The sequence below is a fragment of the Tepidibacter mesophilus genome (genome assembly GCF_002724055.1).
Lineage (GTDB): Bacteria > Bacillota > Clostridia > Peptostreptococcales > Peptostreptococcaceae > Tepidibacter_A > Tepidibacter_A mesophilus.
On record NZ_BDQY01000003.1, the window covers coordinates 121,127 to 140,029 of the forward strand.

At 27.8% G+C, this 18,903-nt stretch carries 16 protein-coding genes; 15 read left to right on the top strand and 1 reads right to left on the bottom strand.

All coding sequences use genetic code 11. From position 1 onward, the window contains the following. The first annotated feature begins 144 nt into the window (after nucleotides 1–144). From Tmeso_RS03790 to Tmeso_RS03825, 9 genes are all read left to right on the top strand, one after another. Nucleotides 145–1,284: a radical SAM/SPASM domain-containing protein gene (locus Tmeso_RS03790; protein WP_099188424.1), complete on the top strand. Its 1,140-nt coding sequence runs from the start codon at nucleotides 145–147 to the stop codon at nucleotides 1,282–1,284. Next, complete coding sequence (locus Tmeso_RS03795; RefSeq protein ID WP_099188426.1) at nucleotides 1,281–2,819, top strand: B12-binding domain-containing radical SAM protein; 1,539 nt, start codon at nucleotides 1,281–1,283, stop codon at nucleotides 2,817–2,819. The genes Tmeso_RS03790 and Tmeso_RS03795 overlap by 4 nt, the downstream gene beginning before the upstream one ends. Nucleotides 2,820–2,855: 36 nt before the next feature. Beyond that, nucleotides 2,856–2,984, top strand: coding sequence for a hypothetical protein (locus Tmeso_RS16910; RefSeq protein ID WP_278281318.1), 129 nt, complete (start codon nucleotides 2,856–2,858; stop codon nucleotides 2,982–2,984). A gap of 155 nt (nucleotides 2,985–3,139) precedes the next feature. Continuing rightward, the gene (locus tag Tmeso_RS03800; RefSeq protein ID WP_187296212.1) at nucleotides 3,140–4,456 is read left to right on the top strand and encodes a radical SAM/SPASM domain-containing protein; all 1,317 of its coding nucleotides are present in this window, start codon (nucleotides 3,140–3,142) and stop codon (nucleotides 4,454–4,456) included. Further along, on the top strand, nucleotides 4,441–6,642 hold the full coding sequence (locus Tmeso_RS03805) for an ABC transporter permease (RefSeq protein ID WP_099188430.1): 2,202 nt from the start codon (nucleotides 4,441–4,443) through the stop codon (nucleotides 6,640–6,642). Before Tmeso_RS03800 ends, Tmeso_RS03805 begins: the two co-directional genes overlap by 16 nt. A gap of 14 nt (nucleotides 6,643–6,656) precedes the next feature. Next, entirely contained in the window at nucleotides 6,657–7,547 is an 891-nt protein-coding gene (locus Tmeso_RS03810; protein WP_242967862.1) for an ABC transporter ATP-binding protein, read from the top strand. A gap of 19 nt (nucleotides 7,548–7,566) precedes the next feature. Then, complete coding sequence (locus Tmeso_RS03815; RefSeq protein ID WP_099188432.1) at nucleotides 7,567–9,243, top strand: ABC transporter ATP-binding protein; 1,677 nt, start codon at nucleotides 7,567–7,569, stop codon at nucleotides 9,241–9,243. A 24-nt stretch (nucleotides 9,244–9,267) separates the two neighbouring features. Further along, nucleotides 9,268–10,380: a S8 family serine peptidase gene (locus Tmeso_RS03820; protein WP_099188434.1), complete on the top strand. Its 1,113-nt coding sequence runs from the start codon at nucleotides 9,268–9,270 to the stop codon at nucleotides 10,378–10,380. 24 nt (nucleotides 10,381–10,404) lie between these two features. After that, on the top strand, nucleotides 10,405–11,466 hold the full coding sequence (locus tag Tmeso_RS03825) for a radical SAM/SPASM domain-containing protein (RefSeq protein ID WP_099188436.1): 1,062 nt from the start codon (nucleotides 10,405–10,407) through the stop codon (nucleotides 11,464–11,466). Nucleotides 11,467–11,734: 268 nt separating this feature from the next. On the opposite strand, the gene Tmeso_RS03830 is transcribed toward Tmeso_RS03825, so the two are convergent. Beyond that, on the bottom strand, nucleotides 11,735–12,193 hold the full coding sequence (locus Tmeso_RS03830; RefSeq protein WP_099188438.1) for a DUF3189 family protein: 459 nt from the start codon (nucleotides 12,191–12,193) through the stop codon (nucleotides 11,735–11,737). Between the two features lie 289 nt (nucleotides 12,194–12,482). Here Tmeso_RS03830 and fdhF point away from each other — a divergent pair, with 289 nt between their 5' ends. From fdhF to Tmeso_RS03860, 6 genes are all read left to right on the top strand, one after another. After that, a complete protein-coding gene (fdhF, locus tag Tmeso_RS03835; protein WP_099188553.1) occupies nucleotides 12,483–14,624 on the top strand; it encodes a formate dehydrogenase subunit alpha in 2,142 nt (713 codons plus the stop codon). A gap of 215 nt (nucleotides 14,625–14,839) precedes the next feature. After that, nucleotides 14,840–15,355 carry a molybdopterin-guanine dinucleotide biosynthesis protein B gene (gene mobB / locus Tmeso_RS03840; protein ID WP_099188440.1) on the top strand — a complete coding sequence of 172 codons (516 nt, stop codon included), beginning with the start codon at nucleotides 14,840–14,842 and terminating at the stop codon, nucleotides 15,353–15,355. Nucleotides 15,356–15,359: 4 nt separating this feature from the next. Next, nucleotides 15,360–16,163, top strand: coding sequence for a formate dehydrogenase accessory sulfurtransferase FdhD (gene fdhD, locus Tmeso_RS03845; protein WP_099188442.1), 804 nt, complete (start codon nucleotides 15,360–15,362; stop codon nucleotides 16,161–16,163). Continuing rightward, nucleotides 16,153–16,743, top strand: coding sequence for a 4Fe-4S dicluster domain-containing protein (locus tag Tmeso_RS03850; protein WP_099188444.1), 591 nt, complete (start codon nucleotides 16,153–16,155; stop codon nucleotides 16,741–16,743). Before fdhD ends, Tmeso_RS03850 begins: the two co-directional genes overlap by 11 nt. Beyond that, nucleotides 16,718–18,127 carry a [FeFe] hydrogenase, group A gene (locus tag Tmeso_RS03855; RefSeq protein WP_242967863.1) on the top strand — a complete coding sequence of 470 codons (1,410 nt, stop codon included), beginning with the start codon at nucleotides 16,718–16,720 and terminating at the stop codon, nucleotides 18,125–18,127. The genes Tmeso_RS03850 and Tmeso_RS03855 overlap by 26 nt, the downstream gene beginning before the upstream one ends. A 2-nt stretch (nucleotides 18,128–18,129) precedes the next feature. Beyond that, nucleotides 18,130–18,687, top strand: a complete 558-nt coding sequence (locus tag Tmeso_RS03860) for a 4Fe-4S dicluster domain-containing protein (RefSeq protein ID WP_099188448.1) — start codon at nucleotides 18,130–18,132, stop codon at nucleotides 18,685–18,687. Nucleotides 18,688–18,903 lie beyond the last annotated feature (216 nt).

The following is an 18,903-nucleotide window of genomic DNA, read 5'->3' on the forward strand; positions in this document are numbered from 1 at the left end:
ATGTTGAAGATATGAAAATGGGTTTTATATAAATGAAATCCATAATTTTACAAAAGGGTGTTCACAAATTGAATTAAACGATGTATCATGTTTATAAGCTTGAAAAAGCCCATTAATCAATGATTGTATTGGAAGTGATATTTTATGGAGTTGACTCTATGTATAACAAATAAATGTAATTTGAAATGTACTTATTGTTATCAAGAAAGTCGTTACCTACAAAATAATATGAATAAAGAAACTGCAAAAAAGATAGTAGATGCAAAAATAAAAGATTTACATGATAGTTCTGATGAGAAATTTAATGTTGTCTTTATTGGTGGAGAGCCATTACTTAATTATGAGATTATTGTATTTAGTGTGAATTATATTAACGAAAAATTAAAAATGTGGCAAGGAAAGAAAAAATTTAGTATGACTACAAATGGTTTAGCATTAACTGATGAAATAGCAGATTTTCTTATTACTAATAATTTTAATATAGGAATAAGCCTTGATGGTGATAAAGAAAGTCATGATACATATAGAAAAACTAAGTCAGGAAAAGGTTCTTTTGAGAAGAGCTTTAGAGCTGCTTTAATGCTTAAAAATAAAGGCGCCCATATTTCAATAAGAATGACTATAACACCAGCTTTAGTACATAAATTTGCCTATAATGTTAAGTTTTTTGCAAACAATGGTTTTGATATAATTGCGCCTGTTTGTGATTTTACTGCAGAATGGACAGATGAAGAGCTAAATATTCTATATAATAATTATATTTTATTGAAAGAATGGTATTTGAATAATTATCATAAGGTAGATTTAGTTTGCTTTCAAGGTAGATTTTATGATTATCTTTGTAGAGGGGGCAAGTTTTGTAAAGCCGGTTTAAGGTCACATTATGTATATGATATAAATGGAAAAGCTTACCCGTGTACTTATGTTGTAGGTAGAGATGATTTTATGCTTGGAGATTATAGTAATCTAAAAAGTAGAGAAGAAGTCGTAAATATTTATAAAAAATATGCAGGAATAAATGAAAAATGCAATGAATGTAACATAGCTTATTTCTGTCATGGACGCAAATGTGGTTTTTTAAATGTATGTTGTACAAATAAATTAACAGAATCATCAAACATACTATGTGAACATGAAAAATTTATATATAAAATAATAGAAGACGTTATTTTAGAACTTTATGAAAAAAAAGATGAACGAATATTCAATCTAATAAACTATGTAGATAAAAATGAAAAAAAACAACAAGGATTTTATAATGTTGTAGGAAGGTCTGTAATATGAATGAATTTGATATTATTTTAGTAAATCCATTAATGAGGTTTGGAAATAATGTAGATAATGTAGTTGAATATTTAGGATTTGGATATCTAGCATCTTTTTTAAGAGGCAAGGGGTTAAAAGTTAAGATTATTGACATGTATATTGAAGATTTAAAAGTTGATGATATAGTTAACCGATTAGAAAATACACACTTTAAGTTATTAGGTTTTACAGCTATGTCTAGCATATATTCAGATAATATATGTAATATTATAGATAAACTTTCAAAAGATAAAATGGAATATATCCATATAACAGTTGGAGGTCATTATACTAATGAGATAAAAGAAGATTTATTAAAACGAAATAATAGAATAAATTCCATAATAATAGGTGAAGGCGAAAAAACTTTATTTGAACTTATTGAGTGTATAGAAAAACAGGAAGATTTCAGCTCCATAAAGGGCCTCATTTATAGAGATGGAAATAAAATAATAGAAAATCAACCTAGACCATTAATGACATGTGAAGAGTTAGAGGAATGCCCTCTACCAGATAGAGATACAACACAACTTGTCCTTGAAAATAATGGTTATGCACAAGTATTAGCGAGTAGAGGATGTTTTGGTAATTGTAGCTTTTGTGCAGTAAATTCTTATTATACTTCTTTGGATGGTGAAAAATGGCGCTATCAAAGTGTTAATAAAGTTATTCATGATATTGAATATTTGAAAAAACACTTTGACATTAAGTATATTGATTTTGCTGATGAAGAATTTATTGGCCCACCAAAACAAAGACAAAGGGTTGTTGATTTCGCAAATGAGCTTATAAAAAGAAATTTAGATATTAAATTTATGATATTTTCTAGAACTACAAGTATAGATAAGGAGCTGTTTAAGAAATTAAAACTTGCTGGACTAGATAGAGTATTTTTAGGTATAGAGTTTGGGTCAAATAGCTTATTAAAATTTTATAGAAAAGGTGTAACTGTTAGTGAAAATATTAGAGCTATCAAAATTCTTAAAGATTTAGATATAAAGTTTAGTGTAGGATTTATTATGTTTGAGCCTTTAATTGATATAAAAACATTTAGAGAAAATCTGGATTTTTATATGCATAATTGCTCATTTAAATTGGATAAATTAACATCTAAATTAGCAATTTATCCAAATACAAAAGCCTATACAGATTTTATTAATGAAATTGAAATTTATGATAAAGAATGGGATATTGTACTAGGAGATCATTATCCATACAAATTCAAGTGTTCTAAAATAGAGTATTTGTATAGTGTAATTGAAAAAGCTGTTACTAGATTGTCTAAATCAGAGAAGTATAGATATATTAAAGAATATAGTAGACAAGATAAAAATTTGTACAATGAATTATTTACAGAATGGAAACAAGGAGTATTTTATTTAATAGATGGTTTGGCAAAGAAAATTGATGAAGAAAGTGTATTAACAAATGAAAAGAAAATATTTTATGAAAAAGAATTTATGGATGAGTTAATACTCTGGGATAAAAGCCCAGTTTATTATAATAAATGCTAGCATAAAAAAAATTAAATTATGAAAGGGGAAAAGAAAATGAAAGATCAAATCAAAGAAAATGTAAAAGAGGTAGAAATTGAGGGTTACTATGAGTGTAATACACGTCAAGAGAATTGTGAAAATGATTGTGGAATGAGCACTTCTATTTATACTACTGAGCACTAAAAGTTGAGTAGTACATAGCATAGGTTAATAGTAATATAAGTAATTTGCATGGGGAGGTTTTATTCCTTCTCATGCTATATTTAATTTTAAGAATTATTATTTTGTGTAATCTTTTTCGACTTTGCAATTTAATTACGTATATAAGGAGAATTAATATGAAATACAGTTTAAATGAAAATGTGAAAAGCATTACAAAAGAAGACAACATATTATTATACAACCCGGTTAAATCTTCCTGGATAAAAACAAAACAAAAAAATGTTGATAAATTACAGAGATTAATTAACAGCGATTTAAAAACTTTAAATAAGGAAGATAGATATTTATTAGATTATCTTGAAAGATATGATATTATATCTGATTTAGACAATAAAACAGATATAGAAGCTGACTCACCTATATCTATTTATTTTTTCCTCACAAAGAAATGTAATTTAGAATGTAGTTTTTGTTCTATGAATTCTAATCCTAATATAGATTCATCAAATAATCTTAGTTTTGATGAGATTAAAGAATTTATTGACCAATTAAGTGATTTTAATATTAAAAGAATAATTTTAACAGGAGGGGAGCCTCTACTTCATGATAAATTAATAAAAATCATAGAATACATTAAAGAAAAATTAGGAACCAAAGTAATTGTATCAACTAATGGATTTTTATTATCAGAGCAGTTTTGTAAAGATATAAAAGGGAAAGTTGATCGTATAGATATTAGTTGGGAAAGTATTTATGGTGAATATAAAGAAATGAGAGATCAGTTCATAAAAAATATAGATGTAGCAAAAAAGAATAAAATTAATATGAATTTTTCATATGTAGTTACAAAAAACAATAGAGAATATATTTATGAATATATTGATTACTGTGTATTATATGATGCAGGTATAGATTTGAAAATAGTATCACCAATTAATAATGGGAATGATTATGATGATTTAATTCTTCAAGAAGAAGATGTTCTTGATCTTTATGAATCTGTATTTGAATATATTATAGAAAAAAATTATGTGAATTCTCCATGCTTAAAATCAATAATAGGGTATACACCTAAACCTAAGCTAGGATGTTCAGGTTACTATAAAAATATGTTTGCTATTTATCCAAATGGAGATGTGTTTCCTTGTCATTCTGTAAATAGCTCAGAGTATAGTCTGACGAATATAAAAGAAAATAGCTTTGAAGATTGTGTTAAATTATTTGGTAAAAAAAGAAATACATTTTCAGTATTTAATATCGACGATAGAGAATATTGTAAAGAGTGCGATATAAGAAATTTTTGTTTAGGTGTTTGTGCTGGGGAAATTTATAAAGATATAGAAAGTGGCTCCATTAAACCAAGCACGTGTAAATTTAGAAGTATTATAGTTAATTATTTTTTATGGGAGCATAAAAAAAATATATCTTTTAAAGAACAGCTAAATAATATTATATTAAAAATAAGAGAGGCAAAATCATGTGTGAAGTTATAAAGTTTGAAATTAAAAGATTTATAAAAAACAGATTATTTTTTTTGATGGGATTTATTATAATGATGGGAATTGTTATAAGTAATCCAATTCTAGACAATCAATTATGGGCTGACAATTTTGCTGTATCAGATTTTGTTAATAACATGAGAATGATTAGTATAATATTTTTACCAATAGCAGTTGCTGCTATGTTAAAAGAAAATAAAAGTGAGGGTCTTGAAAATTTACTTTTTACTCAACCAATATCTAAAATCAGTTATGCAATGGGAAAATATCTAACTATAGTTTTATTAGCATTTTTTTGGATTTGTTGCGCATTAATTGCATACATACTAATGCCTTTATATTTTAAAAGCTATCCATATGATTGGGTTTTATTTATAAAATGGACTTTAGTAGTAGTTGTACCTATTTTGTTGCTATATATAGCAGTTCTTAGTTATTTATATATGAAAACTAATAGTGTGATAATAATATTTATCACATCATTTTTTATTACATTAATGTCTGAGAAGGTACCTTTTACTTTTGATTATATTATGAAAAATAAATTTTTCAATCAAATCTATTGGTCTATTGATAAAGATGTTTATTCAATTTTAATAATGAATAGACTTTTTACCTTAGGAGTAGCAGCATTAGCTTTGATGTTGTACTTAAGAGAATATGTATTAGAAAAAGTTAATAAAAATAGTAAAAATATAATAAGTTTAGCAAGTGCTAAATTGAGTTGTTGGATTTCAAATATTTTTGGTAATCAATTTAAAATGTTAACTCCTCATATGATTCCTATACTGTCTATATTTGTATTATCTGCATTCTATAGTTATATAACAAACGATTATACAACTTGGAGTTTCACTAAATATTCATTACAATTATTACCAGCTTTTTTCATATGTCATGCCATATCAGAAGTTTATGAGAATGATAGAGAAGGTATTTTATTTACATCTTCAACACCTATATTTAAGCAAATGAAAAAGCGAATTAAATGGGGGATTATGTTTTCACAAATAACTATTTTTATTTTATTTGCTATAGCTATATATATAGGATTAGAAATTGGATGGTCTAAATGGATTATAACTTCTATAAACAGTTTATTTTTGTCAACTATCGGATTGACTATGGCAAACTTATTTAAAAAGTCAATGGCAGGTTATGCAAGTGTAATTCTTTATTGGGGGTTATGTCTAGTAGGTGGATCCAAGTTAGCAGAAAAAATGTGGCTTATTTCTATATCGATGAACACAGAAATATACTATAAAACTATCTGGGAAAGTTTAAGCGTTATGAGTTTAATAAGTTGTATACTTTATATTTTAAATATTTTTTATATTGGAAAAAAAGAAAAACCATATAAAGATATATTAATAAGTATTCCCATTGGTTTAATAGCTGTATTAGTAATAAGTTTACCTTGGATTAGTGATGAAAACAAAAGAACCTATGCTGTTTTTAATCAAAATCAATTAACAGTAATTGAATCAAATAATTATAAATTATACTATTCACGTGAAATACCAAAAGAAACTGCAATAGACACATTAAAACAATGGGAATTTATTCAGGAAAAATATAAACCATATTTAAATGAAAGTAAATTAAAGTATACCTGTGTTTATGCAAAAGAAGGAACACAAACAGTAAATGAAGATACTCTTTTATTAGAATATAGATATTTAAAAGAATTGAATCCGCCAAAATTTGGATTTGGGGATAATTATTCTAAATTAACTACAATTATTTTGAATGAATGTGGATTAAATAAAGTTGAATCACCTATTTTAGAAGGCTGGCTTGAATATATGAAATACAAAGTAGCAATAAAAGATCTTTATGATATTCATTCAGAAGAATATTTAGCTAAATATTATCCAGACTACTTAAATCCATCCTATCATAAATATTTTATAGAAAAGATAAAACAACAAGATTCAAGTGCATATATATCTTCTTACATATTATATTATATTGAACAAAACTATTCAAAAGATGTAATAGCACAGATTTTTGAAGATGTTGGCAATAGTGAAAATAATTTAAACACAGATAATTTACGAGAAATATTCTTAAAATATACAAATGAAGATAAGACAGTAAATGAAAAATTTGATGAATTAACAATTAAAATGAATTCAGGTGGTTTTAAATATGAGATACCTTTACGAAAAATATATTAATGGAGGTAGTTTAAGTGAATTATATTGAAATTAAAAATGTAAGCAAAACTTATGGAAAAAAGAATGTCTTGAAAAATGTTAGCTTTAATATACATAATGGAATGTTTGGACTATTAGGACATAATGGAGCAGGGAAAACAACTTTGATGAAGATAATGACTACTTTAGTAGAACCTAATAAAGGTAAGGTATTCATTAATGATATTGATGTTTCAAAAAATCCTATTAAAGTTAAAGAAATAATAGGTTTTTTACCACAAGAATTTAATCTTTACAATGAACTTAATGCAGTTCAAATGTTAGACTATATTGCAAGATTAAATGGAATAAAAAGTAAAAAGTCACGTAACATAAAAATTGATGAAATGCTAGAAAGGGTAAATCTAAAAGATGCTTGCAAAGAACGTTTAGGAGGATACTCTGGAGGAATGAAAAGAAGACTAGGAATTGCTCTTAGTCTAGTAAAAGATCCAAAAGTATTAATAGTAGATGAACCAACGGCAGGACTTGATCCAGAAGAAAGAGTTCGCTTTAGGACTATGTTAGTGAATTTAAGCGAAGATAAAATTGTAATTTTGTCAACACATATTGTAGAGGATATATCTGCTTCTTGTGATCAAATGGTTTTGTTAAACAAAGGCAAAGTAGATTTTGTTGGAAATCCAGATACATGGTTACAAGGGGTTAATGGAAAAATAGGAGAAATTTGCATAGAAGATAGAACTAAGATAGGATTAATCGAAAAAGATCATCATATTATTTCTCTAAAACAAGTAAAAAATGGTGTTTTAGTACGCGTTATGATAAAAGAAGAATCTAAAAATGAAAGAATTAATATAGTACAGCCAAATTTAGAAGATGCATATTTGTATTATACGAACTTAAAGAAAGAAAATATCGTTTAGAGTAAAGGAGGCTGTTTTTTTGAAAGAATATATTCAATTTTATAAAACATTCATTTTAAAATATTGGAAATTGTTAAGTCTAGCAATTTTATTTTTTTGTTTTGAGATGAGTGTAAGTTTGGTCATGCCTTATATTACAAAAATTTTACTAGATGATGTTCTTGCTAATAAAGATTTTCAAAGATTCAAAACATGCATCACAGTATTAATTGTAATATTAGTAATTCAATCAATTGCTTCATTTGCAAAAAGCATGATATATGCAACAGTAGAGTCGAGAATTGTAAAAGATATTCGTTTATCGCTTTTTGAGCATTGTTTAAAAGTGAAAGCTTATGTATTTGAGAAAATGACAGTCGGTGAAATTATTGTTAGGCTTGAGAATGATGTTAATAAAATACAACAATCAGGTATTTTTTCATTGATAGATGTATTTTTTCAAACACTAAGTTTAATAGGAACGATTATTATAATGTTTACTATGGAATGGCAATTAACTTGTGTTAGCTTAGTAATAATAGGTATGTATTTTTACATCTATTATATAATGAGTAAGAAAATAGAGAAAAGTTCTAAGGAGCATAGAGAAGCTGAAACTGATATGATAGGTTTTATAGGTGATGCAATTAATGGATTGAGAATGGTTCAGTACAATAATGCCCAAAATTGGATTAAAAAATTAAGCCATAAACAATATAATAATAATTACGATAAAACACTATCTTTAAACTATTTGTGGTCTTTTAATAAGCAATTGTCTATGGTTTTAATAACAATTGCCTGGTGTGCTTTATGGGGATTTGGAGGTTATAAAGTTTTAAAGGGAATTACTACTGTTGGTACTATTATAGCTTTGACTAATTATCAAAGTCGATTATTTTCACCTATGCGTTTATATTCTCAATTCAACAATAATATTAAAGCACTTAAAATTTCTATCACTAGAATTAATGAAATTTTTAACTTAGATATAGAAGAAGAAGAAGGCTTTAATATTGATCCACTTGAATGTAAAGGTAAAATAACATTAAAAAATTTATCATTCAAATATCCTGAAAGTAAGTTTGATATTTTAAAAAACGTAAATGCTACATTTAAGCCTGGTGAAGTTACTCTTATTTCAGGAAAGAGTGGTTGTGGAAAATCAACATTAATGAAATTGCTTATGAAGGAATTGAAACCTGATTCAGGAGAAATTATTTTAGATAAACAACCTTGTGAAGGTTTAAGTACAAGTTGTGTCAGAAGATTGATTTCTTATATTCCACAAGAACTAGATTTTTTAAAAACTACAATATTTGAAAATATTGTATTAGGAAATGAAAATGTTTCATTAGATATAATCGATAATATGGCTGAAATTTTAGATATTAAAAAAACTATTGATATTTTGCCTGAAAAATATGAACATCAACTTTTAAGTAAAGGAAATAATTTCTCAGGAGGTCAAAAAAAACGTTTAGGGATATTGCGTGCATTTGTTCGAAACTCAAAGGTTATAGTATTTGATGAGGTTATGAGTTCATTGGATGAAGAGCGAAGAAGAAAAATAGTTGATTTAATAAAAAATATAAAAAAAGATAAAACAATAATAGTAATATCACATTATATAGAAGATATTGAGTACGCAGATAAAGTTTATAAATTTGATAATGGTGAATTGATTGAAGTTTCTAAGGTTATGCCTGTTACTTAATTTGATGAAATGGAATGAGGTTTTATGAGAAGAAAAAACATAAAAATAGCTTTATTAGATTCAGGGGTTAATATTTATCACCCAAATTTAAAAGAACACAATATACAAAATATTATCTGGGAAGAGCATTTAAATAAATACATTAATGATATAGAAGATTCAAATGGGCATGGAACTAGTATCGCAGGTATCATATATAACCACAATAAAAATATTGATTTACTTAGTATAAAGATATTAAATCAAGACTTAAAGTGCAATATGGAAGATCTATTAAGAGCATTAGACTGGTTATGTGAAAAAGATATTGATATTATTAATTTAAGTTTAGGAACTACTTCAGATAAAATTAAGGAACAATTTCAAGATATTTGTAAAAAACTCATAAAAAAAAATATATTGATAGTATCTGCTTATCATAACAAGGAAGGCACTATAAGCTATCCAGCCCATTTTAAAGAAGTTTATGGAATTAAAAAGATGGAAATGCCAGATAAATCGAAATATATATATGAAAGTACTGAAACAAATACAATATATGCTCATGGTTCTCGTCAAAACCTATGTTACAAAAATAGTTATTATTATAACCGTGGAAATAGCTATGCAGCAGCACATTTCACGGGTATTTTGTCAAATATTTTACTGGAAGGTAAAATACAGAATAATTTAAAAGAAAGGCTATTAAAGTCTAGTTGGAATAAAAGTCAGCAAAAAACTTGGGAAGATGAGAGAAAAAATTTTGATTGGATGAAAAAAATATTATACTATCCATTAAGTAAAGAATTAATTTCTATGCTCGAAGATAGAGCTATATATTCAAATATTGGGGGTTTTTACTGTCCTAACTCAAATTATGAAGATGTATATTATTTAAAGAAAGATGGGATTTTAAAAACTGTAAAATTATATTCTGATTTTAGTAAAGGGCTTAAAGATGTAGATACATTTTTTATAGGAGATATACCAAATGCAACACTCGATGAAGAGTTAGCTATAAAAAGAAAACTTATTAAAGAAGCTTTAAACTATAATAAAAATGTTTTTTGTAAATCTAAGTTTGATTATTATAAAAACAAAGAGTTATATGATTTGGCAAAAGAAAAAGATAAGATACTATACGTAAAATATCTTTAAAATTTGGTACAATGGGGGAAAGTTATGTTTAAATTGTCTTTAGAGTTAACAAACTCATGTAATATGGAATGTAAATATTGTTATCTTCCACATGAAGAACAATTTATGAATATAGAAATTGCTAAAAAATCTATATGTATGGCTATAAGTGAATGTAAAAAACAAAAGTTTGATAGTTTATCAATAAGCTATTTAGGTGGAGAACCACTACTTTGCAAAACTAGAATAAAATTTATCACAGAATATGCAGAAGATATATGTCAAAAAGAAAATATTTCTATCTATTTTAATATTACAACTAATGGTACTTTTATAGATAAAGATACTATATGTTTTTTCATAAAACATAATTTTAGTATAAGGACAAGTTTAGATGGTTGTATAATAGATAATGATAAAAATCGAATTATGAAAAATGGTAGTTCTGCTTATAATTCCTTAAAACATAACTTGGACCTATTTAAATTCTATGAAGAAAAATCAAATAAACAAGTTCAGTTAAGTATGGTAATCAATAAAAATACTTATAAGAATTTATATGAAAATTTCAAACATATTACGGAGCTAGGATTTAAATACATAGCTACTTGCCTTGAAACATATAGCAAATGGAATATGGATGAACTTGAAGAAATCGAACTTCAATTTAAGAAGATTGCTCTTTATTGTATTGAAAAAGCTAGTAAGGATGAATTTGTATTTTGGAATATTCCTTATCATGGATTTAACATACTCAACAAAAAATATAAGCATTTTTATTGTTATGCAGGAAAAGTGAGTATGTATGTCAAAGCAGATGGAAGTATTTATTCATGTTCTGCATGTCAAAAAGAAGAGTTTAAAATAGGAAGTACGCAACAAGGATTCAACGAAGATAGGAGAAAACAATTTATTGATTATAAACGTGATATTAGTGAAAAATGCAAAAAATGTGAATATCTTGATAGATGCATTAATTTAGATTGTATAGCATTAAAGTATGAACTTACAGGTGATAAAACTCAAGTTCCATTTCATTACTGTCAATTAACAAAAATACAATCAAGGTTAGTTAACTATATTAATGAAAAAAAATGTTTAGTATAGATATTAACAAAAAAAATGCAAAAATTTTCATTATATTCTCATCAATAATATTTGGACTTTATCATTTCGGCTACATCTTCTTTAGATAAAAACACATCAATGGAAATAGAGAAATCTATATTACATAACTCAAATATTACAGTATAATAATAATACATAATTTAAACGAGGATATATTGAAGAAATATGATGAAAGTCATGTGAAAAAGTGCATTTAGTATATCTATAAGATATATATATTAAATTTTGTAATAATAGAAAAGGATACTTAAGAACTAAACTGTTCTTTGGTATCCTTTACTAATTTAATCATATTTTTATATGCTTTTTGACTACCTTTTAAAACAATAGGTCTGCCAAATGAAACTAAATGAAGTCTTCTAGATGAGAATCCTCCTATTTTCATAGGTATATTTACTGTAGGCATAGTATCTATGAATAATAAATCATTTGAATTTTTATTAGATATAGAATATGTGCTTTTTACTGTATTTAAAACTAAATTTTTATTAAATTGTCTACCTAAGGTATATACTTCATTTCCAAATTCATCGATACCTTTTAAAAACAAATTTCCTATATCTTTTTTTTGCATAGTATCAAAATATCCAATATTCATTATTTCATCTGTGCTAGGCACTCTATCACTAGGAAGAATGTTTAGGTGAATAGCGGCAGCAATCGCAGAAGAATGTGTACCTCCAACGCAATTATATATAATCTTCATTGTTATAACTCCTTTTAATCGTATTTGTAAAAATATATTATTAATTTCATTAATAGTATATCCAAGTATTTGCTTTAATATTTATATACATTGAAAATAAGTATAATGTATACACGGTAGTAAATAGATGGATTATCTAACAATATAAAGCAAATTTGGTTTTTCGTCGAAATAAAGGGGTTATTGAATCTTTTTGGTGTTTGACTGGAAAATATATATTTCTTAGAATGTGAATATATATTAAAAAAACAAAGTTATTACTCGACTTAAAAGGGAGATGTAGTGTTTGATGGAAGAGAAGATATTAACTGTCTGTCCATACTGTGGCGGAGGGTGTCAATTATATTTGGTGGTTAAAGACGGAAAAATCGTAAGAGCTGAAGCTGCCGATGGAAGAACTAATGAAAAAAATCTATGTCTTAAAGGATATTATGGATGGGATTTTTTAAATGATCCACAGATTCTAACGTCAAGGCTTAAGCATCCTATGATAAGAAAAAGTGGAGAATTAAAAGAGGTATCATGGGAAGAAGCTATAGATTTTGTAGCTACTAAACTGAAAGAGATAAAAAGTAAATACGGCCCAGACTCTATAATGGGAACAGGATCTGCAAGAGGACCTGGAAATGAAGCTAATTACATAATGCAAAAATTTATGAGAGCTGTAATTGGAACTAATAATATAGATCACTGTGCTAGGGTTTGACATGCACCATCAGTAGCCGGTCTGGCCTACTCATTAGGGAATGGAGCAATGTCAAATGGTATACCTGAAATAGAAAATACGGATTTATTATTTGTATTTGGATATAATGCAGCGGATTCTCACCCTATTGTGGCAAGAAGAATAATAAAAGCAAAAGATAAGGGTGCAAAAATTATAGTTACAGACCCGAGACTTACAGAAACTGGAAGGATATCGGATTTATGGTTGCCTATAAAGGGTGGAACTAATATGGCATTAGTTAATGCTTTTGCAAACGTATTAATCAATGAGAATCTTTATGATAAAGATTATGTTCAAAAATATACTGAGGGATTTGAAGATTATAAGAATATGGTATCTAAGTATACACCTGAATATGCGGAGAAGATTACAGGGGTACCAGCTGATGATATAAGAAAGTCTATGAGAGAATATGCAAAGGCTAAAAATGCTATGATACTTTATGGAATGGGAGTATGTCAATTTTCTCAAGCTGTTGATGTTGTTAAGGGACTTGCATCGCTGGCTCTTTTAACAGGTAACTTTGGAAGAGAATCAGTTGGAATAGGACCTGTTCGTGGTCAAAACAATGTACAAGGTACTTGTGATATGGGAGTACTTCCAAATGTATATCCAGGATATCAAAATGTTACAGATGATAAAATAAGGGCTAAATTTGAGAATGCATGGGGAGTTAAGCTTCCAAGCGAGCCTGGTTATAAATTAACTGAAATTCCTCATCTGACATTACATGAAAAAAAGATAAAAGCTTATTATATATTTGGAGAAGATCCTGTTCAAAGTGATCCAAATGCAGCAGAGGTAAGAGAAACTCTAGATAATATAGATCTTGTTATAGTTCAAGATATATTTATGAATAAAACCGCTCTTCATGCAGATGTTGTACTTCCAGCTACTTCTTGGGGAGAACATGAAGGAGTTTATTCGTCAGCTGATAGGGGATTTCAAATAATGAGAAAAGCAGTAGAGGCAAAGGGGGATGTGGAGCCTGACTGGAAAATCATATGCGAGATAGCTACAGCAATGGGATATTCTATGAAATACAACAATACAGAGGAAATTTGGGATGAGATGAGAAGTTTATGTCCTGATTTTGCAGGAGCAAGTTATGAACGTATAAAAGAATTAGGAAGTATACAATGGCCATGTACTAGTGAAGATCATGATGGAACACCTTATTTATATGAGGGAAATAAGTTTTCAACCCCTAATGAAAAAGGTAAATTATTTGCATGTGATTGGAGACCTCCTATGGAAATTCCAGATGAAGAATACCCACTTAGTCTTTCGACTGTAAGAGAGGTAGGTCATTATTCAGTTAGAACTATGACTGGTAACTGTAAAGCATTAAGTACACTTGCAGATGAACCGGGATATATACAAATGAGTGTTGAAGATGCTAATAAACTTTGTATAGAACATGAAGAATTCGTGAGAGTTACTTCAAGAAGAGGAAGCGTAATAACAAAAGCTTACGTTACGGATAGGGTAAAACAGGGGTCAACTTTTATGACTTATCAATGGTGGATAGGATCTTGTAATGAATTGACTAGTGACCATGTCGATCCTATTACAAAAACTCCTGAGTATAAATATTGTGCTATTAAAGTAGATAAAATAGATGATCAAGATGGCGCCAATCAATATGTAAAAGATGAATATGAAAATATTAGAAGAAAAATGAATGTGAAGAAGTGTAAATAAATATTTAAAGGCATATATTAGTTTGTTATAAGGCTAATATTATGCCTTTTATATGTAGAAAAATTGTATTATTTTAAAAGAATTTAATCGATAATAGAGTTTTTGGTATAGACAAAGAGTTAAAAAGAGGAAAAATCTGAAACTCTAACGAATACTCACTTAATACTTTTATTAAGAGATGTTTTAACTAATTAATAAAAATAGGGGGGGTATAAGTGGAAAAATCATCTATAGTTGTTTCGATAGTATCAACTAAGTCGAATACAGGAAAGACAACACTTATAGAAAATTTGATAAGCGTTTTAAAAGAAAGAGGATATAGTGTAGGTGCTCTAAAGCATGATGCTCACAAATTTGATATAGATAAAAAAGGCAAAGATTCATATCGTTTTTCTAAGGCTGGAGCTGATAATGTAGTTATAGCATCGTCTGAAAAAATGGCTATGATTAAGATTTTAAATGAAGAACCGAGGATAGAGGATATGCTCAAATTATTTGAACAAGATATTGTAATAATGGAAGGATTTAAGAATAATAAATATCCTAAGATAGAAGTACATAGAAAAGGAGTAGATGATAATCTACTGTGCAATGATCCTTTTTATGATATGAGCACATTTTTAGCAGTTGCAAGTGATGAGAAATTAGATTTAGATATCGATATTTTAGATTTAAATAATGTGGCTGGCATATGTGATTATATAGAAAAAAATATCATAAAAAGAGGTTGATATTATGTATAAAACTATAAAGTGTAGTGCTATAAAAATTGAAGAAAATAAAGAAATTCTTTGTGAAGAGGAGTTAGTTTGTGAATACCCACTCAATATTTATGTTAATCAAAGAAAGATGGCTACACTTCTTTGTACTCCTGATAAACTTGAAGAATTGGCAGTGGGATTTTTAAGAACGGAACAAATCGTAAATAAAAAAGAGGATATACAGTCTATTGAACTTGATAAAGCCAAAGGATGCATAAAAATACAACTTGAAAATGATATATATATTAAAAATTTTCAATCGAAGAAATTAAATATACAAAATAATGATAACGAATGTATTTATAGTTTTCTAGATTCAATAGATTGTGAAATAGTAAATAGTGATATTAAGTTAAAACAAAATAAAGTATATGAATTTATGAAAAAAAATCTAACATATTCAGATATATTTAAAAAAACGGGTGGAGTTCATAGTGTAGCTCTTTGCGATAAAGAAGATGTACTTATTATAAATGAGGATGTGGCACGACATAACGCCATGGATAAGGTGATTGGAGAAGCTTTTTTAAAGGGTGTATATTTAAAAGATAAAATAATAGTGTTGAGCGGAAGAGTGTCTCTTGAAATGATTTTAAAATCTGCTAAGATGCAAATACCAATTATAATATCAAAGTCAGCACCTACTAATTTATCTGTAGAACTTGCTAAAAAATTGGGAATTACATTAGTTGGATTTGTAAGAGGTAAAAAGATGAATATATATGCAAATAAATGTAGAATACAACAATTAGAAAAAGGTGAGATAAATGAAAAATAACCTAAACCCATTCGTAGTAGCAGATTTAAATAAGTGCATAGGTTGTAAAGCATGTGAGCTTGCTTGTTTTGCAGTTCATAATAAAAATAATAATGTTGGATATACTGTTGGAACAGTTATGACACCTGTAATTCCTAGATTATATCTTGTAAAAACACCTTCAGTTACTATGCCTATACAGTGCAGACAGTGTGAAGATGCCCCTTGTGCTAAGAGTTGCTCGGTTGGTGCTATAAGTCAAAAAGATAATACTATAATAGTTGATGAGAAAAAATGTATAGGATGTAAAAACTGTCTTATGGCATGTCCGTTTGGGGCAATAGATTTGTTACCTCAGTACGATAATGGAGAAGAAGTAATTCAACTTAATTTAAAGGAAGAATCATATGATGGATTAGAAAAAGTAGTGAAGTTTACTGCTTATAAATGTGATTTATGTATAGAGAATGACAAAAAAGCATGTATAAATGCTTGTCCTAATAACGCTTTAAGGGTAGTAAAACCTCTAGATGACAAAAAATATAAAAATAAAATGGCTGCGCAAGCTCTCGTAAATGCCACAAAAAATTACATTAAGTGAGGTTGAAAATATGTCTATAATCAATATCGATAAAGAATTATGTACAGGATGTAGACGATGTGCAAGTGTATGTCCTGTTGGAGCTATAAAGGGGAAACAAGGAGAAGTTCAAAACATAGATAATCACAAGTGTGTTATTTGTGGACAATGCGTCCAAATTTGTAGTTCTTATGCATCACAATTTGATACTAAAATAACTTCTATAGATATGAAACTAAAAGAAAGAGGAATGCTTGAAGGTACAAAGGAACCTTTATTTGCAGCTTATAATATGGGAAAAGTAGATTTGTTAAAGACTTACTTATCTGATAATGCTAAATTTAAGATTGTTCAATGTGCACCAGCGGTCAGGGTTGCATTGGCTGAAGAGTTTTGTATGGAACTTGGAGAATTGACTCCTGGAAAAATGGCAGCATCTCTTAAAAAATTGAATTTTGATAGAGTTTATGACACTAATTTTGCAGCAGATTTAACTATAATGGAAGAGGGAAGTGAACTTATAAAAAGGGTTAGTGAAGGAAAAAACTTACCTATGTTTACTTCTTGTTGTCCTGCTTGGGTTAAATTTGCTGAGACTGAGTATCCAGAAATTTTGAAGCACTTATCAAGCTGCAAATCCCCACAACAAATGGCTGGAACTATATTCAAAACTTATGGGGCTAAGGTAGACAATGTAGATCCAAGCAATATATTAAGTGTTGCAGTTATGCCATGTACTTGTAAGCAGTTTGAATGTGATAGAGAAGAGATGGCTGATAGTGGATATAAGGATGTCGATATAGTTATAACAACTAGGGAACTAGCTTATTTAATAAAAGATATGGAGATTGATTTTGTAAATATAAAAGATGAAGAATTTGATAAGCCTTTAGGAGAGTATACTGGAGCTGGAACTATATTTGGATCAACTGGTGGAGTTATGGAGGCAGCACTTAGAACTGGATATGAGCTTATAACTAAAGAAAGTGTACCTAATATAGATATGAAATTCGTAAGAGGCGAACAAGGCTTAAGAAAATCTACTATTGAAATTGGAGACTTAACTTTAAATATTGCAGTAGTCTCTGGTCTTGAAAATGTAGTACCTATAATTGAAAGTATAAAGCAAGGAAACTGTGATTTTCACTTTATAGAAGTTATGACATGTCCTGAAGGATGTGTAAGTGGTGGAGGTCAACCAAAATTATTATTAGAGGAGTATAGACATACTGCATATAAAAATAGAAAAGAATCTATATACAATCATGATTCAGATATGAAAATTAGAAAATCTCATGAAAATCCAGCTATAAAGAAATTATATAAGGAGTTTTTAAAAGAGCCACTTGGACATAAATCTCATAATTTATTACATACAAGCTATGTATCTAGAAAGAAGGTTTAAGTATGAATACTTTTGTAATAGCAGATCCAGATAAATGTATAGGATGTAGAACTTGTGAAATAGCATGCGTTGTAGCTCACTGTGAACAAAATATATTCACACAAGAAAGCAATCATATAGAGTTTAATCCTAAATTAAGTGTTGTGAAAACATTAGAAGTAAGTGCACCTATACAGTGTAGACAATGCGAGGATGCTCCTTGTGCTAATGTATGCCCAAATGGATCTATTGTAAGTAAAGATGGAGTAATATACGTGAATAAATCAACTTGTATAGGATGTAAAACTTGCATTGTAGCTTGTCCTTTTGGAGCTATTGAATTAGTAAGTGAATACAAAGATGGAGCGGTTGTAAAGCAAGAAAATTTAAAAAGTATAGATAGTAATAAGTGTTATTTTAAGGATCGTATGATAGCGAACAAATGTGACCTTTGTATAGATTCAAAAGGTGGACCAGCATGTGTAAAAGCATGTCCGACAGATGCTTTTAAGATAGTAAAAGGAACGGATTTAGATGAAACTATAAAGAATAAGAGAAAACAAAGTGTGGCGTTTTTTTAAAACTATAAAATAAATATTGCATTTTCTATTATAATGCCATAATATAGAATAAATAACTATAAAAGGAGGATATTAAAATGATGTATTGTTGCTGTTGTTGTTTAAAAAAGATAACAAAATTTAAAATAACAGCAGACCTGTGTCTATTTTAATATTTTATAGTTTAGGATACTTATATTGAATTTTATTAAAAACAAACTACAGGTTAGTTTATAG